Below are 21,980 nucleotides of genomic sequence, written 5' to 3'. Positions count from 1 at the left end.
GGACCGGGCCGGATGTGCCCATCCGGCCCGGCCTTGCCTCGGTACGCAACGCGCCTGACTAGGCTGGCATCAGGACCGACGCCGGCGCAGCCTTTGCCGCCGCCACCTGCTGCTCGATCCAGGCATAGGTCGGCCGCAGCCCCTCGGCGAGGGTCATCTTCGGCTCCCAGCCCAACACGTCACGCAGCCGCGTATTGTCGCTGTTGCGGCCGCGCACGCCTTGCGGCTTGGTCCGGTCATGGTGCCGCCGCACGGTCTTGCCCGCGACGGCGGAGACCAGATCCACCAGCTCGTTCACCGTCACCATCTCGTCGGTGCCGAGGTTGAGCGGCAGGGCGTAGTCCGACTGCATGATCCGATGAATGCCTTCGACGCAGTCGGAGACATACATGAAGGACCGCGTCTGCTCACCGTCGCCCCAGACCTCGATCTCGCCGCCGTCGGCGATGCCGGCGATCTTGCGGCATATCGCCGCCGGCGCCTTCTCGCGTCCGCCGTCATAGGTGCCGAGCGGACCATAGACATTGTGGAAGCGCACGACGCGGGTCGGCAGCCCGCGATCCGAACTGTAGTACTGGCACATCTTCTCGCAGAACAGCTTCTCCAGTCCGTAGCCTTCCTCGGGCTGCGCCGGCCAGGCATCGTCCTCGCGCAGCGGCACGACGTCGGCGTTCGTCTGCAGGTGATGCGGATAGACGCAGGCGGAGGATGAGAACAGGAAGCGGCTGACCCCCGCGGCGCAGGCGGCATCGAGCATGCCGATGTTCATCAGCGTGTTGTTGCGCGCGATGGAGGCGCGTTCCGCGGTGATGTAGCCGATCCCGCCCATATCGGCCGCAAGGTGATAGACCTCGTCGATGCCTGCCGATGCGGCCGTGCAATTGGCGGGATCGCGCAGGTCGAGCGTCAGGAACTCATCCGCATCCGTCGCGGCGTATTCCGGCTGCTTCTGATCAACGCCGCGGACCCAATGGCCGGACCGCACAAGGTGGCTGACCAGGTGATGTCCGATGAACCCGCCTGCTCCCGTAACCAGAACCCGCTTCACTGCCATCGCCGACCTCCTGGTGGAATTGCTGCTGGCTCCATCGGTATCAGCGAAAGGCTGTTCGCCATCGGGCGCAAAGGTGTGTGCCCCGCTATGGGGATGACGTCCCGCCGGGATGATGGCCGGCGGTCCGGCCGCGGCTTTCGTCCGCGCGGCGCAGACGGGGCAGTCCGGACGGGGTGCGTTGACCGACGGGACTACCACTCAATTTCCCTAAGCCTCGGCGCGTTCCGGGCCGACAATGCGGCCACTGACCGTCCTCCGACACGGCATCAGAAGGTCAGGGGGGCGGTCCGGCGGTCGATCCGAGGAGGTGGGACGTGGAGTGGGTGACGCCAGATCCGAGGAATGCCGGAAGCAGCACGACGGAAGGTTTGGGCACGCCCACGGCGACCGCCAGGGGCAGCCCCTGGGGCAGCGCCGGAGGCGCAGTCCCGCGGCCCGAGGCGATGCGCCTGCAGGGCTACCTGCCTGCAGGCCGGGCCAGTTTCGACATCCATCGGCTCGGAACAGAATCACCCATGACGCACACGCGCATCCTCATCACCGGTGGCAATGGCTATGTCGGCCGTTACCTCACGGACCTGCTCCGCCCGCACGGCTCACTCTGCATCGCCGACCTGCTGCGCTACGGGCATTGGCGGTTCGCGGAGAACGACCGGGACCGCCTGCGTCTGGAGCAGGTGGACATCCGCGACGGCGCGCAGGTCGCGGCCATGATGGCGTCATTCCGGCCCGACGTGATCGTGCATCTGGCGGCGCTGCACTACATCCCGGAATGTGAAGCCGATCCGGCGCTCGCGGTCTCGACCAATGTCCAGGGCACGCTGAACCTCCTGCTCAGCTGCCCCGCGGGATGCCGGTTCGTCTTCGCCAGCAGTGGCGCCGTCTACAAGCCGGATGTCCGGCCGCATCACGAGACCACCTCGGAGCTCGGCCCGAGCGACATCTACGGATTCAGCAAGCTGCATGGGGAGCACTACGTCAAGGCGATCGCGGCCAAGCGCCGGCTGAAGGCGGTCATCGTGCGGCTGTTCAACGTGATCGGACCGGGCGAGACCAATCCGCACCTGCTGCCGGAGTTGATCGGCCAGCTGAAGGCCGGGCGCAGCGTGATCGAGCTCGGCAACCTGTCGCCGCGGCGCGACTACATTAGCGTGCGCGATGCGGCGGCGGGGTTCTGCGCCGTGGCCCTGCACAATGAGGTGGAGGCCGGCGCCACCCGCACCGTCAACCTCGGCACCTCCCGCACCTATTCCGTGGCGGAGGTGGTGGAGAAGCTGCGACGCATCTCCGGCATCAACTTCGAGATCAGGCAGACCGCCGACCGCACCCGCCAGGTGGACCGGCCCATCCTTGCGGCCGACAACCGTTCCATCGAGGAGCTGTATGGCTGGCGCGTGCGCCAGACCATCGACGACACGCTGACGGAGTTGTGGCAGGCGCCGGACTTCGCGCACGGCCTCGTCGAGAAGTACTTGTGAGCCCGCCGGACTTCGCCGACCACGGACCGTCCCGCGACGAGGCGCCCGGCGCGCCGCGGCTGCGCGTGCTGGCCGCGGTCGTGGTCCCGCCGCACCTTTCCGTCAGCGGGGGCGCGCGGGCGGCAGAGCAGCTCAGCCAGGCGCTCGCCCCCTACTGCGACGTCACGGTGGCCAGCATGATGAACGGCGCCGGCATCCATCCGCACGGCAATGGCCCGCTGCCCAGCCGCGTCCCGGTGCACAGCGCGCTGCCGCCGCTGCTGCCCTGGTCCTGGCTGCCCAACCGCTATTCAACCCTGTTCTACCGCTCCGACATTCCGCGCCGCGTGGCCGAAGGCCACGACATCGTGCATCTCCACAACCCGATGCCGGCGCTGGAGTTCGCGCGCATCGCGCGCGCCTGCCGCGCCAGGGGCACGCCCTACGTCATCTCGACCCACGGCTTCAATGAGGTGGCGAACGGCCTGACGATCTACGGCTTCGGTGCCGCACGGCGCGAGGCCTGGCGCCGGCTTGTCTACGAGCCGGTAGCCCGCGCGGTGCGTGGCGCCGCGGCGATCTTCGCGCTGTCGCCAGCCGACATCGACATCGTGCGCAGCATGGGCTTCGCCGGAAGCGTCCTGGTCGTCAACAACGGCGTCGATCTTCCAGCCGCGGGCGACGCCACGCCGCTGGATTCCGGGATCATCGCCAGGTTCGGCATTCCGCCCGACGCGCAGGGCATCCGCTGCATGTTCCTGGCGAACCACACGGCGAACAAGGGCCTGCCGGACCTGCTCGCCGCCTTCGGACAGCTGGCATGCCCGTTCACCCTGGTGATCGGCGGCGAGCGGCGCGACACGATCGACTATGACAGCCACCTGCGGGCGGGGCGCCCGGACCAGCGCATCATCGTCACCGGCCGGCTTTCCGATGCCGAGGTCGCTGGGATCTTCGCCCAGTCCGACCTGTTCGTCTTCCCGACGCTTGCCGACACCTTCCCGCTGGTGGTGCTCGAGGCGATGTCGCATGGCGTGCCGGTGCTCGCCTCCCGGGTCGGCGGCATCCCGCACCAGATCGACGAGCGTTGCGGCATGCTGGTGCCGCCGGGCAACCCCCGCGCGCTCGCGGCCGCCATCGAGAGCCTGGCGGCGGAGCCGGCCCGGCTGAAGCAGATGGGCCTGCACGCCCGGGCCCGCGTCGCGGCGGAGTTCACCTGGGACCGGGCGGCGCAGCGCGCGCTGTCGGGCTACCGCGCCGTGATGCGCCGGCATGGTGGCGTGGCGATGGGCCGCGCCAGTGTCAATTAGGCTTCACCTGTCCCGGATCTCCTGGTCGCTGATCGACCAGGGCGTCGTCAGCGGCGGCACCTTCCTGCTGAACGTGCTGCTGGCACGCGGGCTGCCGGCGACCGAATACGGCGTCTTCGCGATGCTGTTCGGCGGCATGCTGACGCTGCAGCTGGTCAACACCACCCAGGTGTTGCATCCGCTCTCGGTCCGGCTGGTGACCGCAGCGCCGGCGGACCAGCCGCGGCTGCTGACGGCGAGCCTGGTGCTGATCGCAGGCAATTCGCTGGTGTTGGGGGCTATGCTGGCGCTGGTGGTGGCCCTGCTCGGAGCGCCGGGGCTGGTGCTGCCCGCGCTCGCCTGCTTTGTGGCCTGGCAGTTGCAGGAAGGCGTCCGGCGCGGCCTTCTGTCGGTGTTCCGCTTCCGTGCCGCGACGCTGGGCGATGCGGTCAGTTATCTCGGCCAGGCCGGCTTCGTGCTCGGCCTGTCAGCGGGCGGGATGCTCACGCTCAGCGGTGCCTTGTATGGCATGGCCGCCACCTCCGCCCTCGGCGCGGCGGGACAGGTTCTGCAATTGAAACTGCGGCATTGCGGCCCCTTGCGGCTGCGCGCCACGGTGCTGGACTACCTGTCCATCGGCGGCGGCTGGGCGCTCGGCAACGGCCTGCTCCTGCATGGCCGCGCGCAAATCCTGCTCTGGTTCCTGGCGGCCACCTCGGGCGCGGCCGCGGTCGCGTCCTTCCAGGCGGTGCTGAACGTCGTCAACCTGACCGGGCCCATCCTGCTGAGCCTGTGCAACATCATCCCGCCCACCGCGTCGCAGGCGCGGTCCAGGGGCCTGGCGGAGGCATGGCGGGCGTCGCGGGTCTATGCGGTGATCGTGGCCCCGCTGGTACTGGCCTTCGCCGCCCTGGTCATGGCCGTACCCGAGACGATGCTCTGGCTGCTCTATGGCCCGCAGTCGGACTATCTCGGTCTGTCGACGGCGCTGCGCCTGCTCATCGTCGCCACGCTGCTGGGCTATGCGGCCGATGTGGTGGCGTCCTTCCTGCACGGCGTCAGCGCCGTCCAGCTGGCCTTCCAGGTCGCCATCATCGGCGCGGTGGCCACCCTCCTCATCGCGCCGCCGCTGATCGGGCCGTTTGGCCTGATCGGCATCTGCCTGACGCATCTGGGCGCCAACCTGGTGCGGCTGATCGCTTCCTGGATCGTGCTGTCCCGCCTGATCGGCCCAGCGCCGGCCGCACGCGCGGTGGGGTCGGCATGAACCGCAACATTCACCCGAAAGGATATGCAATGCCTGACGCGAAGCCACCCCGGCTTGCCATCATCGGCTGCGGCGCGGTGGTCCAGCACCATCTGCTGCCGGCCCTGCGCCGCATCGGCTGGCGGCCGGACGTCCTCGTCGATCCATCGGAGCGCAACCTCGCCGCCACGGCCGCCATCGCCGGCGGCGGCAAGTCCCTCGTCAGGACGGCGGACTGGACCCATGTCGCCCACGCCTTCGACGCGGCGATCGTCGCGGCACCGCACACGCTGCACGGTCCGATCGGCAAGGCGCTGGTGGCCGCGGGCAAGCATGTGTTCATGGAAAAGCCTCTGGCGACCAGCGCCGCCGATGCGCGCCTGATGCTGGAGGCGGCGGACAGCGCGGGTACGATCCTCTCGGTCGGGCTTCTGCGGCGCTACCTGCATGTCACGCGCTGGATGAAGGCGCTGCTCGAGGCCGGCGTGCTCGGAACCATCCACCGGTTCGAGGCGCGGGAGGGCTTCGTCTTCAACTGGGCGACCAGCACCGATGGCCTGCTCAAGCCCGGCCTTGCGGGCGGCGGCGTGCTGATGGACACGGGCGCCCACACGCTGGACGAGATCCTGTGGTGGCTCGGCCCGGCGCGCATCCTGCGCTACCGCGACGATGCGCTGACGGGCGTGGAGGCGGATTGCCTGATCGAGCTGGAGCTTGCCGCGGGCGGCCAAGGCCTGATCGAGCTGAGCCGCAGCCGCGAACTGCCGAACACCTGCCGCATCGAGGGCACCAATGGCTTCGTCGAGGTCCACCTCTACCGCAACGAGGTGCTGTACTGCTCCGAGAATGTCCGCGCCTTCAAGGCGCATGGCTTCGGTGTCGGCAGCTTCCCCGAGCAGCGTTTCCCCGAGCTGTTCGGCGCCGAACTGGCCGATTTCCGCAAGAGCATCGGCAGTGGCCGCCAGCTTGGCGTGGCCGGGGTGGAGGGGCTGCGCTCGATCGAGACGATCGAGGCCTGCTACGCCCGGCGCGAGCCGCTGGACCTGCCATGGGACGCCGCCGCGCCCCAGCCGGATGAGCCGGTCGTGGCCCGCGGCACGAAGGTCGCGATCACCGGCGCCACCGGCTTCATCGGCGGCAGGCTGGCCGAACGCCTGCTGGAACAGGGCGCGGAGGTGCGCTGCCTGGTCCGCAGCATCGGCACCGCCGTCCGGCTGGCACGGCTGCCGGTGGAGATCCGCAAGGTCGACCTGGCGGATGCGGCGGCGGTGACGGAGGCGCTGGACGGCGTGGAGCTTGTCTTCCACTGCGCCTACGACCCCCGCTCCGCCGCGCAGAACCTGACGGGCACGCGCAACCTGATCGACGCCTGCGTGGCAAGCAAGGCCAGGCGCTTCGTCTATACCAGCACCTTCTCGGTCTACGAGCCCTTTCCGGACGGCCCGCTGACCGAGGAGACGCGGGATGGTGACAAGTCCTGGGTCTATACGCGCACGAAGCTGGAGCTGGAGCAGGCCGTGCTGGATGCGGTGCGGACGCGGGGGCTGCAGGGCACCATCGTGCAGCCCACCATCGTCTATGGACCTTTCTCCCGCCCCTGGACCATCGCGCCGGCGGAGATGCTGCTCTACGGCACGGTGATTCTGCCGGACCGCGGCGAGGGCCTGTGCAACGCCGTGCATGTGGACGACGTCGTCGATGCCATGATCCTGGCGGCGCAGCGTCCGGAGGCTGTGGGCGAACGCTTCGTGATCTCTGGGCCGGAGCCGGTGACCTGGGGCCGCTTCTTCGAAGCCTTTGCCAGCGCGCTCCGCATCCCGGGCCCAGTCTATCGCCCCGCGGCAGACATCGCGAAGGAGAACAGCGGCCTGCTGCACGACATCAAGCTGGTCGCACGCAACCCGAAGAAGATCGTGCAGATCGCGGTGCGCGCGCCGGCCGTGCGAAGCCTGCTGCAGGCCGGGCTCGATGCCCTGCCGAAGCCGGCCTACGACCTGGTGAGCCGGCTGTATTTCGGCGATGGCAGCCGCCCGACCGGCCTGGTCCATCTGCCTGATCCCCAGCTGCTGCGCCTGTACGCGGCGAAGGCCTCGGTCGATTCCGGCAAGGCGCGGCGGCTGCTCGGCTACGCGCCGCGCTACGATTTCGGCAAGGGCATGGCGGCGACGGCGCTCTACCTGGAATGGGCCTTTGGCGCGCAGCGGCGGGCCCGCCTGCCGGCCGCTCCAGCCTCGGCACCGCCGCAGCCGGCGGCGATGGCGGCGGAGTAGCCCATGAACGCCATCGCCCCGCCGCTCCAGCGACCCGCGCCGGCGCAGCCGGGCGGGCCTGCGCTGGAGGTCCGCCACCTGGCCGTCGCCGACGGCCTGGGCCACCCGAGCGAGGCGAATGGCGTCCACAACGTCGCCCGCGCCCTGGTGCGGGAACAGCGCGCGGCGGGCGACCGGGCCAGCCTGGTGCTGCTGGCCCGCGGCGATGTCGCGCCAGCGCTCGATCCCGCCTGCCCGACGCGCATCGTCCGGCTGGAGGGGCCGGCATTGCGCGGGCGCACGGTGCGGCTTTCGCAGGCTGCGATCGAGGCGCTGCTCGCCGGCGCCGGGCCCGGGACCCTGTGCCATATCCATGGCGGCCGGGAGCCGATGCTGCCGGGGCTCGGGCAGGCGCTGCGTCGCCGCGGCATCCCCTACGCCATCACCGTGCATGGCCGCTTCTCCCACATCTACGACCCCACCGGCCGCACGCTGAAGCGCAGCACCGCGCTCTACCTGCGGCTGTTCGAGCGCAGGCTGCTGGAAGGCGCGCGGGTGGTGCAGGCGCTGTCGGAGGAGGAGGCTGCGATCCTGCGGCGGGTCGCACCGCGCGCCCGGATCGCGATCATCGGCAACGGCGCCTGGTCCTCCCGCCTCGGCGCGGTGCCGGCGGCGCCGGCGGTGCGGCAACCCTCCGCGGCGTTTCCGCATTTCGCCTATTGCGGCCGCTACGCCATCGCCCACAAGGGCCTCGACCTGCTGCTCGAAGGCTTCGCTGCCTATGCCAGCGCCGGCGGGGCCGGGCGGCTGACGATGCTGGGCAGCGGTCCGGCGCAGGCGGAGCTGGCGCGGATGGCGTCGCGGCTCGGCATCGCTGGGCGCGTCACCATCCTGGGGCCGCATTTCGGCGACATGCGCGATGCCGTGCTGCGGGAATGCGACTACTTCGTCATGGCCTCACGCTATGAGGGCGTTCCGCTTGCGGCGCTGGAGGCCGGGCTGCTCGGCCTGCCGCTGATCGTCACGGCGGGCACCGGCCTGCGCGCGGCGGTGGTGGCGGAGCAGGCCGGGCTGCCCATCGCGGAGCATTCCGCCGCCGCGGTCGCCGCGGCGCTGCACGCGGCCGAGGCGCTGACGCCCGCCGAATGGCAGGCGCGCGCCGCCGCCGCCCATGCGCTGGTGCTGCGCCACGGCGACTGGACCGAGATCGCGGCCCGTCTGCGCCGGTGCTGCCTGCCATGAGGCATCCTGACGCCCTGCCCCTTCCCGGGCCGAAACCCGTGCCCCTCCCGGGCGCCGCGATGCGGCGCGTGCCGCGCCCGGCCGTGCGCCAGAGCCTTGGCGATCGCTATCTCATGGCCCTCGCCGTGAGCCTGTGCGGCTATGCGATCTTCGGCAAGGGCTTCGCCTATCTCGGACTGGCGCCGCTCTATATCGGCGAAATCCTGCTCGGCCTGGGCGTGCTGGTGCTGCTGTTCAGCGGCTGCCTCTACGGCACGCTGACCAACCTGCCGAACCTGCTGCTGGCGGTGCTGTGCCTCTGGGGGGTGATCCGGACGGTGCCCTATATCGGCATCCACGGCATCGATGCGCTGCGGGACAGCGTGCTGCTGCTGTATGGCGCCTTCGCCTTCATCGCCTGCGGGCTGCTGCTGCAGCGACCGGGCCGGCTGCCCCTCATTCTCGGCCTGTTCAGCACATTCGCGCTGATCTTCGGCAGCTATGCCCTGGTGCCCTATGCGCTGGCCCTGGTCCCGCAGCTGGTCCCCACCTGGCCGGGCTCCGGCCTCCCGCTGGTCCTGCTGCGGCCCGGGGAGGTGGCGGTGCACCTGGCGGGCGCCACGGTCTTCGCCCTGCTGTTCTTCCAGCGCGTCAACTGGCTCTGGCTGCTGCTGCTGCTGGCGGGGATCGGAATGACGGCCGGCCAGAGCCGGGGCGGGATGTTGGCGATCGCCCTGCCGGTCGGCTGCGCAATCCTGGCTTCAGGCAAGACCCTCGATGCGCTGAAGGCGCTCGGCGTCGCTCTGGTGCTGGCGGGTGCCGCATCCGTGGCGGCGGACGGGCTCGAACTCGGCGCCACAACCCGCGAGGTGAGCCTCGAACAGATCATGCTGAACGTGCTCAGCATCTTCAGCGACACCTCGGAGGCGGGGCTCGACGGGACCAAGCTCTGGCGCCTGCGCTGGTGGGACGACATCCTGGGCTACACCGTGCACGGCCAATATTTCTGGACCGGCAAGGGTTTCGGCATCTCGCTGGCGGAATCGGATGGGTATCAGGGCACTGTGGTGCCCGGCACGCCGATCCTGCGCAGCCCGCACAACGCCCACATGACCATCCTGGCACGCACCGGGGTGCCGGGCCTGGTCCTGTGGCTGGCGATGCTGGCCTCGTGGTTCGGCATGATGGGACGCAGCATGCTGCTGGCGCGGCAGCGTGGCGAGCCGGCCTGGTTCCGGCTGTTTCTCTTCCTCGCCTGCTACCTGGCTTCCATCCTGGTGAACGCGTCCTTCGATGTCGCGATCGAGGGGCCGATGCTTGGGATCTGGTTCTGGGTGCTGCTCGGCCTGGGCAGCGGAAGTGCGATGATCTACCGGGCGCAATCGCGGGGCGGCGCGGCATCGATGCCGCGCCGCGTGCTGCAGCGGCGCGCTGCGGATGGGGACGGCCCGGACCGGCCAGGCTGAAGCTTCGCCACGCGCCGTGTTGCACCGACCTGCAGCGAGGACATGGCCGATCTGCCATGGAACCGCACGATGAGACAAGGCCGTGCGGCCTGGTGTCCTGCCGCTTGGCGCCTGGGCCTGTCGCGGCGGGTCGCCTCATTCCCGTGGATCGGCCTGCGCGCGGCGCCGCTGCGAAGGGAAGCCGGCCCGCCGCTTCTGCGTCACGCAGCAGGCCCGTTCACCGCACTGCCCTGAAGCCATGGAGGTCGAAGATCTCCTCCCGGCCTTCGATGGGCCTGGAAGCGGTCCTGCCAAGGCGCCGTCGGCATCAGGCGGCGCGCTGCAGCGGGCTCGGGCGCCTCGCCAGGCGCGTCGCGATGACGCGGCCGAGCTGCTGCATCGGGCGCTCCACCAGGGCGTGCAGCACCCAGGCGAGGGGCAGCGTGATGCAGAAGGCCAACAGCGTCAGCAGCAGGCCCCAGCCCAGCGCCGCCACCGGCCCGAGCTGCACCGGCAGCCATGGCAGCACCGCATGGCCGATGACGCTGAGCACGATCATATGCAGCAGATAGAGGCCGAAGGACAGCCGGGCCAGTAGGCGCATGGGTGCGGCATGAAAGAAGACGCGGTCGCGCCCGTGCAGCAGCAGCACGACGGCCACCGCGGCGCACAGCGCCTCCAGCAACACGGCGCCGGGCGGCGCGAAGGCATCGGGGGCCAGCAGCCTGCGCGAGAACAGGAAGACCAGCGTCAGCAGCGCCAGCACCGCCATCCGCGGCCAGCGGCCGAGCCGCAGCAGCCAGGTCGCGACGGGCCGCCCCCATCGCGGCAACAGCGCGCCCAGGAAGAAGCAGAACAGGAAGACGTTCATGTGGTGCCATCGTGCGGCGCTGCCCGGCAGCAGGAACATCGCGGCGCACAGCACCAGCGCCGCCGGCACGGCGCGGCGCGCGGTCAGCGAGAGCAGGTACAGCACGGGGAAGGCCGCGGAGGCCAGGATCTCCACCTTGATCGACCAGGCCGGCCCATTGAGCGTGGCGCTGCGGCCCTGCGCATTCGCCAGGAACTCCGCCGGAAGCTCGGCCGGGTCGATCTTGAAGCTGTCGTTGAACCAGCTGGTCGCCTGCGGCCAGTCGCGCAGCTCGAAATAGTACAGATGCAGCAGCGCCGCGATGCCCGCGCTGACGATGAGCAGCGGATACAGCCGGAAGCCGCGCCGCACCAGGTAGCCCAGAACGGCACCCGCATGGGCGGGCGGGTCGCGGTCCAGCGACAGCGCCAGCACGGTGCCGCTGAGGACGAAGAAGAAGGTGACGTAGGCCGGCCCATTGGCCAGGCCGAGCAGCAGATGCTGCGCCAGCAGCCAGGGATCCGAAACATCGACCGGCAACAGGTGGGGATTGTCGACGCCGTCGATCCGCAGCACCAGCAGGCCATGGAACAGCAGCACGAGCACCGAGCAGATGCCGCGGCCGACATCGAGGGAATCGGTGCGATGCCCGGAGGCAGGTCCTGCGTTGGCGGGCATCGTCATCCCCCTCAACCAACCGACCGGGCGCCGGCCCTGGCCGGCCAGAGCGAAGCGTGGCGCGACAGCCCGGCACCCGGCCGCCGCAAGGCCCGCAGCAGCTGGCCAAGGGCCACCACCAGCGCCGCGCCGATGAGCAGCGCGCCGAGGTATTTCCCCGGGGCGAAGTCGAGCATGTGGGCCGCATAGGCGCCCAGCGAGCCGAGCTGGATCGCAACCGCCACGCCGATCGTCCACGGGCGAGGCCGGCTGATCGCGAGCGCGTAGGCCAGCACATCGGCCAGGAAGAAGTAGCGGTCGTGCATCTTGGGCAGCAGGTAGGGCATGCTGCCCGCCACCACGACCGCCAGCAACAGCAGGTCAACCCGTTCCAGCCGCCGCCAGAGGACCGACAGCCCGCCCAGCAGCAGCGCGGCCAGGATGGTGGCGAGTGTCCCGATGATGACGCCGGTCTCGTAGGGCACCAGCCGCAGATACTGCACGAAGGACCAGGGATTGGGCGCGTTCATCGACAGCCAGCGATAGGTTCCGGCCTGGTCGAGATACACCCTCGCCAGATCCCAGGCGGGGCGGCCCGCAAGCCAGGCCGGCAGCATCATCGCCGCATAGGCCAGCAGCGGCAGCGGCCAGTAGCGCAGCCCGACGCGGCGGGAGAGGATGATGTGGAGGATGAAGGGCGCGATGAAGATCGCCTGGAGCTTGAAGGCCAGCGCGACGCCGAAGGTGATCAGCATCGCGGCCCAGCGCTCCCGCAGCGCGAAGGCCACCACGAGCACCGCCAGCCCGGACCAGATCGTATCCGTCTGGCCCCAGGCCGCGCCGTTCAGCGCGACGGTCGGCAGAAGCAGCACGCCGGCGGCACCGAGCAGCGCCACGCCCGGGGGCACCAGCGCCCGCAGAAGATAAAAGACGCAGCCTGCACAGAACACCGCGCCACCGACCGCCACCAGCTTCACAAGCGCGAAGGAGGACAGCACGTCCGACGCGAATCCTGCCAGGATCAGCAGGTACAGATAGGGCGGCGTGTAATTTGCGAAACCCTGTGCGCCTGCGACCTGGATCTCGATCGGCTCGGCGAGCGACGCCCGCGCGCCGTGCTGGATGATGTGCTCCATCCAGGGCACGAACCACCAATCCACATCCGTGCTTCGCCAGCCCAGCAGCCCGAGATAGAGGCCGCCCACCGCAAGCAACAAGCCGGTGAGGACCAGCGCCTGCCGCCGCGCGGCGCGCACCGCTGTGGAGTCGATCATGGCAAGGCTTCTCCTCATGCTTCAGACGCGGTGCCAGGCCCGCATCCCGGCGCCGCGTGGCCCGAAGGTGACGAGGCTGTGGCCCAGGTAGTTCAGCAGCGCACCGGCAGCGATGGCGCCCGCATGCGCCACCGCCTCCGCCAGCACGGTGCCCATGCCGAACCGCACGGCCAGCGCGACGAACAGCAATGCAAGCAGCGCCACGAGGCCCGAGGTCAGCAGGTTGACCAGGAAGAAGTCGCGCGCCTGCAGCAGCACCGGACGCGCCGATGCCGGGAACACGAAGCCCCGGTAGAGGACGAAGCCGACCAGCATCCCGATCACCGCCGCCACCAGCACAGCGGCGAGGAAGGGCATGACCGCCGAGAGGGGAAAGCGCACAAGCCAGTTGACGGCGGCGGCGCCACCGCCGGCCAGCAGGAAGCGGACGGGCTGCGGCAGCCCGCGCAGCAGGCCCCATGCCGTGCGGTTCATCCGAACAGGCCGGACCAGGCCAGCACGAAGGCGCAGAGCATGACCGCGCCGAGCAGGATGCTGGGCGCGTCCCGCACGGCGAAGGCGACGGGGTCGTCATCCAGTTCGCCGCGCGCAGCCATCAGCCAGATGCGCGAGACCCACAGGAACAGGATCAGCGGAAAGGCCCAGAGCCAGGCAGTGTTGCCGTAGAAGGTCTGCCGGAAGGCGTCGAAGATGACGTAGAGGATCAACGTTACGACCGCGCCCATGCCGGCCGAGGGACCGAGCACCAGCAGCAGCGGGCCATCGGCGCCCTTGTAGCCGCGATGCGCCAGCGCAGCCGTGCCGCGCTGCCCGGCCCGCACCAGCTCGACATACCGCTTGGCGAAACATAGCGAGGAGAACAGGAACATCGAGAAGACCAGCAGCCAAGGCGAGGCGAAGACCTGCGCGGCCGCGATTCCAAGCACGAGGCGAAGCGTGAACAGCCCGGCCAGGACGCTGACATCGAGGATGGGGATGCGCTTGAACGCCAGGGAATAGGCGAGCGTCATCCCGAGGTAGCAGGCCGCCGCCAGGGCGGCCATGACGCCCACCGCCAGCGCCAGCAGCAGGCCAAGCACGATGGCGACCGGGGCCGCCACCATCGCCACGCCGACCGAAAGCCGGCCGGACGGCAGCGGGCGCTTGCACTTCGACCAGTGCAGCCGGTCATCCTCGCGGTCCAGGATATCGTTCAGCAGGTATGTACCCGAAGCGATCAAGCAAAGTGCCACGAAGGCCAGTGCCACCGCCAGCACCCGGTTCACGTCGGTGATCGTGCCGCTCAGCACCGCCGGCACGAAAACCAGCAGGTTCTTCGCCCATTGATGGGGCCGCGCGCATTCCAGCAGCGCCCGCAGCTGCGCCCAGGCCTCCGCTGCCGTCGTACGCGCCGGCAGCCGGTAGGCCAGGCCGAATACCGCATCCCCGGTCACCCGAGGCATGGTCGCGCCCTTGGCGGAGGCCACTTGGCCGCCGGCACTGTCGCGGTCTGAAGGCTTCATGGCTTTACCCTGCTGATGCCACCCGGACAGTGCGATGGGGAATCGTACGGGTCATCTTCTCTTCGGGATGGCGCCTGTCTCAGGAGGGCTAGTCCAACTGGGCGCTTCTGCCCGTCCCGCATGGCGGCGCATCATCGCCCGCAACCGCGGAGTGGATGTTCGATGGATGGCGCGATGAGCGACGGCGGCAGGCGCGAGGCGCCGGTGCGCGTTGCAGTATTCGACCTGGACGGAACGATCTCGCGGCGCGACCTGTTCCTGGTCTTCCTGATGCAGGCCGCGCGACGCCTGGGGCCGGCACGGAAGCTGCGCACCGCGCTGCTGCCGCTGCACACGCTACGCTTCGGCCTGCGCGCGATCACCAACAGCGATCTGAAGGCGGCCTACCTCGACGCCATCCTCGGCGGCCGGCCACGCAGCGCGCTTGCGGCGCTGGCCGCCGACTTCGCCGCGCACAGGCTGGCGCACGAGCTGAAGCCCGCCGCCCTGCAGGCGATGCAGCGGCACCGCCAGGCCGGGGACGCGCTGCTGCTCGCCTCGGCCAGCCTTGATCTCTATGTCGAGCCCATCGCGGCGCGGCTCGGCTTCGATGCCGTGGTCTCAACGCGCGTCGCCTGGACCGCGGAGGACCGGCTGGCGGGATCGCTCGATGGCGACAACCTGCGCGGTGCACCGAAGCTCGCGGCGGTGCGCGCGCTGCTGGCAAAACGCTTTCCCACGGCGCGCGACTTCGTCGCCTATTCCGACCATGAAAGCGACATCCCGCTTCTGGCGGCGGCTGGCAGCGCCGTCGCGGTGGATCCCACCGCCACCCTGCGGCGCGTGGCGCACGAGCGCGGCTGGGCGATCGTGGACTGGCGCGGCACCGGCAGGCTTCCAGTGAGCCTCCTCAACCCGGGCGAGGACCGCTGCATTGCTCCACTCGGGGTAGATACAAAGATATTTTGACCCGGTTACAATATCGCGGGCAAGCTGTGGTTCGCGCGGCGGTATCGCAGATCCTACTAAATTCCCACCAACGAAAAATGATGGCCGGCGGCGCCTGTGGCAGGCGGCGGCACGGGCTGCTGCCCAGCCGCGAAAGGCGGGAGGAACCGAGACCATGAAACTGGCACCGAACTCCGTGAATGTGGCGCTGGAACTGCTGGCAGAACGGCGATACGCCGACTTCGCCAGACGCTGCATGGGCCTCATCTACGACCAGCGCGTGGCCCTGGGGCTGCGCCGCGACCTGGAGATTCCGCTGATCGCACCGAAGGCGAAGATCCCGATCCGGATCCGCGCCTTCGAGGAATCCGACCTGCCCGTGCTGCTGGATGAAAACCAGCCCGGGCTGGCCCGCAAGGAGATGGTCGAGATCCGTACCCGCCGCGCGCATCACGAGGCAGCGATCCCGACCTGCTACGTCGCCGTCGACGAGACCACCGGATCGCCCTGCTATTTCCAGTGGCTCATGGGGCCAAGCCAGAATGCGAAGATCCAGTCCTTTTTCCCGGCGCAGTGGTTCCCGGTGCTGCAGGAGAACGAGGCGCTGCTGGAGAATGCCTACACGCCGGTGGCCTATCGCGGCAACGGCATCATGTCCGCGGCCATGGCCCTCATCGCGGAGCGCGCCGTCGATCTCGGATGCCGCTACGTCATCACCTTCGTCGAACGCGACAACGTCCCTTCGCTCCGCGGCTGCAGGAAATCCGGCTTCTCACCGTACCTGGTGCGGACCGAGAACCGGTTCCTCCTCAACCTTGTGAAGCGCAGGCGCTTCGAGGAATTCAGGGAAGGCTGAACGAGGCCAGGCAGCACCTGCTGCCAGGATCGCCCGCAAAGGACCTGCCGGATGAACCACATGTCAGGGTCTGCGGCCCTGGAGTTGCGCCGGGAGGACCTGGCACCGGCCGTGACGGTCCGGCGGGTTCGGCTCGCCAGCAGCTCGGTGCGCGACTGGGAGGATTTCGCCGGCCGCTGCGGCGCCTCGCATCACTGCGCGATGGGGCACATCCGCTTCTGGCGGATCTTCTGCCGCGTCGAGCTCTTCGAGGTATTCCGGTCCGGTGATTCGTGGTGCAGCAAGATCGGGCAATGCGCCGTTGCCATCGGCCCCAGGTCCCGCCGGTTTCTCGACAGTCTGCAACTGCTGCCGGGCCACCAGGACTGCTGGACAGGCGCCATGGCGGCGGTGCTCCGCGCGCTCGGACCGGGGACCTACCGATACGGATCGACGTGGAGCCTTGAGCGCAGCCGCGACCAGGACCTGCGGGACCTGGCTGGCGTGTCGATCGACCATGTCGCGTGCCTGGCGGTGCAGGCGGTCGATTTCGCGCGCTGGGCCAGCTGGGACCAGTACCTGTCCGCCGTCAGCAACAACGCGCGCCGAAACGCAAAGAAGGCGGCGCAGTGCCATCCGGACATCGTGCTGACCATCCACGAAGGCCTCGACATGCTGGGCAAGGTCCAGCTGCTGACCCGGCTGCGCGGTGCGATGTGCCGTCGCAAGAAGTTACGGTTCAACATGCCGAGGCAATGGATGCGCGCCTTCCTGCGCGCGCTGATCTGGCGGCGCCAGGCCTTCATCGCCACGGTCGGGGTGTGTGGCCAGACACTGGCCATGTTCTCGGGCATTCATTTCGGTGGCAATACCTACTACCTGGAAGGCGCCGCGCCAGCCGACAACGAGGGCGCGTCCTGGTACCTGATGCTGGCCATGCTGCGGCAGAGCCATGAGCAGAACCCCGAGGGCCGCTTCGTGATGGGTGTTGCCGACCCTGATGCCAACCTCAGCCGATCGCGCGACCAGTGCCGCGTCTCGGAACATCCGGCCAGCGTGATCGCCTTCCGCTACGGTCGCGGGTAGCGTTCAGCCCTCGTCGTGCATCGCGCTTCGGCGTGCCGGCGCCAGACGTCGCGATGCACAGGCGGCGAGGTCCAGCAGGGTGCTGTCGCTGTTGCCCTGGATGGAGATGGTCCGTGTGGAAGCGATGGTGAGCTCGGTTGGTGCGGGGTCGGTGATGGTGGCGGGCGCGCCGCTGGTGGGCAGGTCGTCCTGCGCGGCGGGACCGGCGTTCAGCTGTGCGCCCCAGATCTCGAAAACGCCCGTCGCGGCCTGATTGAAGTCGTGCACCAGGGCAACGTTGCCGGCGAGGGTCCCGGTGAAGCGCTGCCATTCGCCGGTGGCGGTGGTGGATCGCAGGGCCTTGGCGACGCCGTCGTAGTAGTTGAAGCTGAACGCGCCGCTGCCACTGACCAGGCGCATCCAGACGCTGAAGCTGTGCTGCCCGGTGACGGCCGCGTGTAGTAGATGCCTGAGGCGATGCCGGCGAGCGCCAGCCGGTCGGCGCCGAGATTGGTGCCGAAGGGATCCGCAGCGACATGGGCGGCGACGGCGGGCAGCGTTCCGGGCACGGAAAAGCGGCTCCACGCAGCGTTGTCGAAGGCCTGCGACTGGCTGATCAGGTTCTGCCAGGGCGAAGGGCGCGGCACGAAGTGCGGCTGGCCGTCGGACAGGGTATAGCGGAACGTCTCGGTGACGGTCTGCCCCGCGGCCAGCGCCCGGACGTTCGCCTGGTCATTGGCCAGCGTGTAGCTGTACTGGCCGTCGGCGCCGAGCAGCAGCGTGCCGTAGATGCCGAGGATGGTGGCGCCGACGCCGGCGGCCTGGCCGTTGACGGCGGTGACGCTGAGCGTATCGCCATCGGCGTCGCTGTCATTCCATAGCACATTGCCGTTCGCCACCAGGCTCGCATCCTCGACCACCGATGCCACATCGGCGACCGAAATCGGTGCGCTGCTCTTTTGCCAATCCTTGCTTCGACACGAGTCAGCGCTTTTGGAACGCCAGCGGGAAGAGGCTAGGTGGCGAGAGGCGTTGCAGCTTGGACTATGAAGGGTTCCGAGCCAGCCCCCATGGGCTACCCCGGATGGTCCGGCGCAGGATCATCCGGGCGCGGACAAATGACTGCCGGTGCGGTCCGGCCTCGCCTTCGGCCGAGCCTGCCAGACCTACTCCCTGACCAGCACCCCTTCCTCGACCGGCAGTGAGCCGCCGACCAGGCTGCCATTCGCAGGCAGCATGTGCAGCGGCGGCATAGCAAAATCCGGCTGCGCCTTCACGCGACAGGGCTCCGGCGCGTGAACGTCGTTGATCTGGAAATTGTGGGTGATCGCCCAGATCGCGGCCTGCGTCCTGTTGGTCATGTGGGTCTTGCGCAGCAGCGCCTTCACATGCGCCTTCACCGTCGCCTCGGTGAGCCGGAGGTCGCGGGCGATTTCCTTGTTGGAGCGCCCGTCCATCAGGCACTGCAGGATCTGGCACTCGCGCGGCGTCAGGGACGCCGCCCGGCTGAGGTCCGAGGCTGCGACGGCAGGCTCCTGCTGCGCTGTCCTGGAGGTCGGCCTGCAGGCAGGGTCCCGCAGAAGCTGGACCAGTTCCGCCGGCATCACGCGTTGGCCAAGTTGCACCAACTCCAGCGCTCTCTGGAGCACATCGCTCGAGATATCCCGCGAGAGCAGCGCCTCGACACCGGCCTGGAGCGAGCCGAGAAGGATGTTGTGCTGTTGCAGGTCGGCCAGGACGACCAGCTTCAATCCCGGGTGAAACCGGCGAAGCTCGGCGGCGCGAGGAAGATCGCGCAGCGCGTCCGCTTCGGACAGGAAGCTGCAGATGGCGAGGTGGAGCGATGTGTTGGTCGGGATCGACCGAAGCGCCTCCTCGACATCACGACCCTCGCCGACAACGTCGACGGACGATGCCTCCAGCAGGCGCCGCAGGGCATCCCGGAAAAGCCGCTGGGTGTCGATAATAATCGTGTGGATCGAACCGGACGCATCCAGCCCATCACCTTCTCGACGGCTCATGAGACGAATCCTTTCTCTGGCTGCGGCTTCAACGGAAATCAGGAAACATTTGTGGGTTGATTATCTTGCGCGACACATTAATTCAGAAGCCGCCGACCTTCCCTCTAAGACATGGTTGCCGCATCGATATTAGTTGTGGCAAAAAAAATGACAACGAGAATTTTCTGGATAGATTTTTAAATACATTGAATCGGGATAAGCATAAGAGAAAAAACAACGAAATTTCCGATAGCCCACTTCAATCGCGTGCATCTTTCCCGGCCTCTCGACGGGTTTGGGACCCGCGCTCCCGGCGGCCTCCCTCACAATTTCCAGGCGCTACCCGATGGGGACGGCTGGATGCCCCGGAAGAGTTGGACGGCTCGGCCGATGTGGAGCCGGTCCAGGCTCCCGCATCGGGCACTTGGCGCACATCCCCGCGCCTCGGCGCGCAGAACAGGCCAGGGAGCTGCCCCGGCCGCGTCGGAACGGGAAAGTAACGGGTTCTTGTTCCAAAACCGCATCGGCAAGCGCTGCCGACGGTCTAGCATCTTGCATTAACATTGCGCCGTCGACACGGCGCCGTGCAGGATCCTGACCTCGACCGCCGTGGTGCAGGACCATTGAGGCGCTCACGGGAGCTCGCGCATGACCGCAACGCAGCCACCGCCGGACTTCCGCCCGCCACCCCGCCTCGCCGACCGGCCCGGAAACCGCGCCACTGGACCTGTGGGGGCCGTGCCTCTGCGGGGTGCCTGCGTGGCCCTGCTCTCTGCGGGGGCCGTGCTGTCGGGTGCGGGGCCTGCCGCGGCGCAGCCAAGCAACCCGGCGGAACTGGCCCGGGGCGTCACCGTGCTCACCCGCCCCCGCCCGGCCTATGATCCGCTCGGCGTTCGGCTGCCCGGCTTCCGCCTGGATGCGGCCATCGACCTCGGCGGCGGCTACGACGACAACACGGCGCCCAACAGCGGCAGCGACAAGTCCAGTGCGTTCCTCGAGGAACAGATCACCCTGAACCTCACCAGCACCCAGACCCGGCACGCCTTCGGCCTGAACGCCTCACAGGCCACGCGCCGCTACTTCGGCGATGACGACTACGGCTGGAACGACTACAGCCTGGATGCCTTCGCCCGCTACGACATAGGGCGGGCCTCCTCGGTCGGCGTCGCATACGGCCGGTCGCGCAACCACATCGAAATCACCAGCTTCGAGGTGCAGCAGGGCGCGCTGACCAGACCGCTCCGCTACGACGTGGAGACGTTCCGCGCGAACGGCGTGGCAGCGCTCAATCGCGTCAGCCTGACCGGCGCACTGGAAAGCAGCAGCTTCAGCTTCCAGGAACAGAGTGACCCCGGCTTCCGCGGCGGCAGCGCCGCAGCGAACGACTACACCAGGCTGACCGGTGAGGCAGGGGCCTCCTATGCTTTCCTGCCCGGCCGCAGCGTGATGCTGACGACGCGGCTGAGCGAGATCACCTACGATCGGGCCGACCAGCGGGGCCGTGACTCATTCACCTGGGAAGTGCTCGCCGGTGCGCGCTACGACATCACCTCGCTGGTCTATGCCAGCTTCGGCATCGGCTATCGGCGGCGCGAATTCGACGATCCCGCGCTCCGCAACATCTCCGGCCCCGCCTTCGAGGGGCAGCTTGTTCTACTGCCGTCGCAGCTTCTCAGTCTGACGATCGGCGCGCAGCGCACGATCGAGGAATCGCTGCGCAGCAGCAATGTGAGCTACGTGCTCACCTCCGGTCGGTTCCAGGCGGATTACGAGCTGCGGCGCAACGTCATTCTCAGCGGCGAGCTGCGCGCGGAACAGCTCGAATACAAGGAACCAGATGCGACCGCGCGGCAAGGCGTCGCCACCGTCACCATGCGCTGGCTATTGAACCGAAACGCCTCCGTCATCGCAAGTTACCGCCATGTGCGCAGCCTGGATGCGCCGGCGGGATTTCAGGAATTTGATCGAAACCTGTTCCACCTTCGCCTCCGGCTCGCCATCTAAGATTGCTTTTCGACGGCCCATAAACCATTATTAGACCGTAAGGGAGGTCGGCTGGATATTTCAGTCCTGCCTAATACCCCGCAGCGCCCAAATTTATCAGGAGGCTGTCCTGGCAATGACATATACTCCACAAATAGATATCCGAAACCAGGCCATGCCTGGACGCCGGCATGTCTTGCTGGCGGCGCCGGTTCTGGCGGGCCTGCTCTCGGCGTGCACCTCTCCGGGTGCCAACCTGCCGATCCTGTCCGAACATACGGGCGGCGCCTACCGGCTCGGGCCGGGCGATCAGCTGCGCGTCATCGTGGCCAATGATCCGGAGCTGACCCGCGAGTTCCGGGTGAGCGACACGGGGGCCATCGCCATGCCGATGGTCGGCTCCATCCCGATCGCGGGCCGCACGACCGAACAGGCGGCCACCGCCATCGAACAGGCGATGATCCAGCGCGAGCTGTACAACGAGCCTTCCGTCGCGGTCGAGGTCGTCACCTACCGTCCGATCTTCGTCCTCGGCATGGTCGAACGCGGCGGGCAGACGCCGTACCAGCCGGGGATGACCGTGCTCTCCGCGGTCGCGGTGGTCGGCGGCTTCAACTACCGCGCGGTGACCGACTACGTCGGGATCTCCCGGATCACGGAGGATGGCCGCGCGCGCGAATTTCGCGGCACCCGCCAGTCCCTGCTGCTGCCCGGCGATGTCGTGAACGTCTTCGAGCGCACTCTCTGACCGGCGACGGCAACCGGTCCGTCCGCCCGGCGGAAAAGCCCTGACCGTCCCCGGCCAGGGCTTTCTGCTGTCCGGCGTCATGCGAGCTTTGCCGGTTCAGGGCAGTCTAACGCACCGCCCCTTGCACCCATGGCCCTGTCGCGTGACCGCCCTGGGCCGCCCTCAATGCAGGGCGGAA

At 68.7% G+C, this 21,980-nt stretch carries 18 protein-coding genes and 1 pseudogene; 11 read left to right on the top strand and 8 right to left on the bottom strand.

Features of this window, described 5'->3' with window-relative positions:
* Positions 1–58 precede the first annotated feature (58 nt).
* A complete protein-coding gene (locus J3S20_RS26870; RefSeq protein WP_246603309.1) occupies positions 59–1,054 on the bottom strand; it encodes an NAD-dependent epimerase/dehydratase family protein in 996 nt (331 codons plus the stop codon).
* Positions 1,055–1,569: 515 nt separating this feature from the next.
* Here J3S20_RS26870 and J3S20_RS26865 point away from each other — a divergent pair.
* The 6 genes from J3S20_RS26865 to J3S20_RS26840 all read left to right on the top strand — a co-directional run bounded on the left by J3S20_RS26865 (position 1,570) and on the right by J3S20_RS26840 (position 9,982).
* Positions 1,570–2,532, top strand: a complete 963-nt coding sequence (locus J3S20_RS26865) for an NAD-dependent epimerase/dehydratase family protein (protein WP_216840014.1) — start codon at positions 1,570–1,572, stop codon at positions 2,530–2,532.
* Positions 2,529–3,821, top strand: coding sequence for a glycosyltransferase family 4 protein (locus tag J3S20_RS26860; protein WP_343215309.1), 1,293 nt, complete (start codon positions 2,529–2,531; stop codon positions 3,819–3,821). The genes J3S20_RS26865 and J3S20_RS26860 overlap by 4 nt, the downstream gene beginning before the upstream one ends.
* Positions 3,811–5,067: an MATE family efflux transporter gene (locus tag J3S20_RS26855; protein WP_216840013.1), complete on the top strand. Its 1,257-nt coding sequence runs from the start codon at positions 3,811–3,813 to the stop codon at positions 5,065–5,067. Before J3S20_RS26860 ends, J3S20_RS26855 begins: the two co-directional genes overlap by 11 nt.
* 29 nt (positions 5,068–5,096) lie before the next feature.
* Positions 5,097–7,316, top strand: a complete 2,220-nt coding sequence (locus J3S20_RS26850; RefSeq protein WP_216840012.1) for an NAD-dependent epimerase/dehydratase family protein — start codon at positions 5,097–5,099, stop codon at positions 7,314–7,316.
* A 3-nt stretch (positions 7,317–7,319) separates the two neighbouring features.
* Positions 7,320–8,537 carry a glycosyltransferase gene (locus J3S20_RS26845; protein ID WP_216840011.1) on the top strand — a complete coding sequence of 406 codons (1,218 nt, stop codon included), beginning with the start codon at positions 7,320–7,322 and terminating at the stop codon, positions 8,535–8,537.
* Between the two features lie 113 nt (positions 8,538–8,650).
* Complete coding sequence (locus tag J3S20_RS26840; protein ID WP_246603308.1) at positions 8,651–9,982, top strand: O-antigen ligase family protein; 1,332 nt, start codon at positions 8,651–8,653, stop codon at positions 9,980–9,982.
* A gap of 307 nt (positions 9,983–10,289) precedes the next feature.
* Here J3S20_RS26840 and J3S20_RS26835 read toward each other — a convergent pair whose 3' ends face one another.
* The 4 genes from J3S20_RS26835 to J3S20_RS26820 are packed head-to-tail and all read right to left on the bottom strand — an operon-like array spanning position 10,290 to position 14,244.
* Positions 10,290–11,489 (bottom strand): acyltransferase family protein, encoded by a 1,200-nt coding sequence (locus J3S20_RS26835; protein ID WP_216840010.1) that lies wholly within the window; start codon positions 11,487–11,489, stop codon positions 10,290–10,292.
* Positions 11,490–11,500: 11 nt separating this feature from the next.
* Complete coding sequence (locus J3S20_RS26830) at positions 11,501–12,742, bottom strand: hypothetical protein (protein ID WP_216840009.1); 1,242 nt, start codon at positions 12,740–12,742, stop codon at positions 11,501–11,503.
* Between the two features lie 21 nt (positions 12,743–12,763).
* Positions 12,764–13,216 (bottom strand): GtrA family protein, encoded by a 453-nt coding sequence (locus J3S20_RS26825; RefSeq protein ID WP_216840008.1) that lies wholly within the window; start codon positions 13,214–13,216, stop codon positions 12,764–12,766.
* The gene (locus J3S20_RS26820; protein WP_216840007.1) at positions 13,213–14,244 is read right to left on the bottom strand and encodes a UbiA family prenyltransferase; all 1,032 of its coding nucleotides are present in this window, start codon (positions 14,242–14,244) and stop codon (positions 13,213–13,215) included. Before J3S20_RS26820 ends, J3S20_RS26825 begins: the two co-directional genes overlap by 4 nt.
* Before the next feature lie 174 nt (positions 14,245–14,418).
* Here J3S20_RS26820 and J3S20_RS26815 point away from each other — a divergent pair, with 174 nt between their 5' ends.
* From J3S20_RS26815 to J3S20_RS26805, 3 genes are all read left to right on the top strand, one after another.
* Positions 14,419–15,192: an HAD family hydrolase gene (locus J3S20_RS26815; RefSeq protein WP_216840006.1), complete on the top strand. Its 774-nt coding sequence runs from the start codon at positions 14,419–14,421 to the stop codon at positions 15,190–15,192.
* 175 nt (positions 15,193–15,367) lie between these two features.
* Positions 15,368–16,027, top strand: coding sequence for a GNAT family N-acetyltransferase (locus J3S20_RS31205; RefSeq protein ID WP_216840005.1), 660 nt, complete (start codon positions 15,368–15,370; stop codon positions 16,025–16,027).
* Positions 16,028–16,078: 51 nt separating this feature from the next.
* The gene (locus J3S20_RS26805) at positions 16,079–17,092 is read left to right on the top strand and encodes a GNAT family N-acetyltransferase (protein WP_216840004.1); all 1,014 of its coding nucleotides are present in this window, start codon (positions 16,079–16,081) and stop codon (positions 17,090–17,092) included.
* Between the two features lie 3 nt (positions 17,093–17,095).
* Here J3S20_RS26805 and J3S20_RS31390 read toward each other — a convergent pair whose 3' ends face one another.
* From J3S20_RS31390 to J3S20_RS26790, 3 genes and pseudogenes are all read right to left on the bottom strand, one after another.
* Complete coding sequence (locus J3S20_RS31390) at positions 17,096–17,656, bottom strand: phage head spike fiber domain-containing protein (RefSeq protein WP_456305711.1); 561 nt, start codon at positions 17,654–17,656, stop codon at positions 17,096–17,098.
* 71 nt (positions 17,657–17,727) lie between these two features.
* Positions 17,728–18,015: pseudogene (locus tag J3S20_RS31385) on the bottom strand (Ig-like domain-containing protein); the annotation flags it as partial.
* A 222-nt stretch (positions 18,016–18,237) separates the two neighbouring features.
* Positions 18,238–19,092 carry a LuxR C-terminal-related transcriptional regulator gene (locus J3S20_RS26790; RefSeq protein ID WP_216840001.1) on the bottom strand — a complete coding sequence of 285 codons (855 nt, stop codon included), beginning with the start codon at positions 19,090–19,092 and terminating at the stop codon, positions 18,238–18,240.
* 627 nt (positions 19,093–19,719) lie between these two features.
* Here J3S20_RS26790 and J3S20_RS26785 point away from each other — a divergent pair.
* Both J3S20_RS26785 and J3S20_RS26780 read left to right on the top strand, forming a co-directional pair.
* Positions 19,720–21,075 carry an outer membrane beta-barrel protein gene (locus J3S20_RS26785; protein ID WP_216840000.1) on the top strand — a complete coding sequence of 452 codons (1,356 nt, stop codon included), beginning with the start codon at positions 19,720–19,722 and terminating at the stop codon, positions 21,073–21,075.
* A gap of 154 nt (positions 21,076–21,229) precedes the next feature.
* Positions 21,230–21,802, top strand: coding sequence for a polysaccharide biosynthesis/export family protein (locus J3S20_RS26780; protein WP_246603307.1), 573 nt, complete (start codon positions 21,230–21,232; stop codon positions 21,800–21,802).
* Positions 21,803–21,980 lie beyond the last annotated feature (178 nt).

The organism is Falsiroseomonas tokyonensis (assembly GCF_019024325.1).
GTDB classification, from domain to species: domain Bacteria; phylum Pseudomonadota; class Alphaproteobacteria; order Acetobacterales; family Acetobacteraceae; genus Falsiroseomonas; species Falsiroseomonas tokyonensis.
This window is presented reverse-complemented; position numbering and strand designations above follow the sequence as displayed.

Bases quoted from the DNA above. Each gene is read 5' to 3' on its own strand.
- J3S20_RS26820 (WP_216840007.1), bottom strand. From the start codon at position 14,244: ATGAAGCCTTCAGACCGCGACAGTGCCGGCGGCCAAGTGGCCTCCGCC.
- J3S20_RS26780 (WP_246603307.1), top strand. From the start codon at position 21,230: ATGCCTGGACGCCGGCATGTCTTGCTGGCGGCGCCGGTTCTGGCGGGC.
- J3S20_RS26840 (WP_246603308.1), top strand. From the start codon at position 8,651: ATGGCCCTCGCCGTGAGCCTGTGCGGCTATGCGATCTTCGGCAAGGGC.
- J3S20_RS26870 (WP_246603309.1), bottom strand. From the start codon at position 1,054: ATGGCAGTGAAGCGGGTTCTGGTTACGGGAGCAGGCGGGTTCATCGGA.
- J3S20_RS26845 (WP_216840011.1), top strand. From the start codon at position 7,320: ATGAACGCCATCGCCCCGCCGCTCCAGCGACCCGCGCCGGCGCAGCCG.
- J3S20_RS26805 (WP_216840004.1), top strand. From the start codon at position 16,079: ATGAACCACATGTCAGGGTCTGCGGCCCTGGAGTTGCGCCGGGAGGAC.
- J3S20_RS26865 (WP_216840014.1), top strand. From the start codon at position 1,570: ATGACGCACACGCGCATCCTCATCACCGGTGGCAATGGCTATGTCGGC.
- J3S20_RS26790 (WP_216840001.1), bottom strand. From the start codon at position 19,092: ATGAGCCGTCGAGAAGGTGATGGGCTGGATGCGTCCGGTTCGATCCAC.
- J3S20_RS26850 (WP_216840012.1), top strand. From the start codon at position 5,097: ATGCCTGACGCGAAGCCACCCCGGCTTGCCATCATCGGCTGCGGCGCG.
- J3S20_RS26835 (WP_216840010.1), bottom strand. From the start codon at position 11,489: ATGCCCGCCAACGCAGGACCTGCCTCCGGGCATCGCACCGATTCCCTC.
- J3S20_RS26830 (WP_216840009.1), bottom strand. From the start codon at position 12,742: ATGATCGACTCCACAGCGGTGCGCGCCGCGCGGCGGCAGGCGCTGGTC.
- J3S20_RS26815 (WP_216840006.1), top strand. From the start codon at position 14,419: ATGAGCGACGGCGGCAGGCGCGAGGCGCCGGTGCGCGTTGCAGTATTC.
- J3S20_RS26785 (WP_216840000.1), top strand. From the start codon at position 19,720: ATGACCGCAACGCAGCCACCGCCGGACTTCCGCCCGCCACCCCGCCTC.
- J3S20_RS26825 (WP_216840008.1), bottom strand. From the start codon at position 13,216: ATGAACCGCACGGCATGGGGCCTGCTGCGCGGGCTGCCGCAGCCCGTC.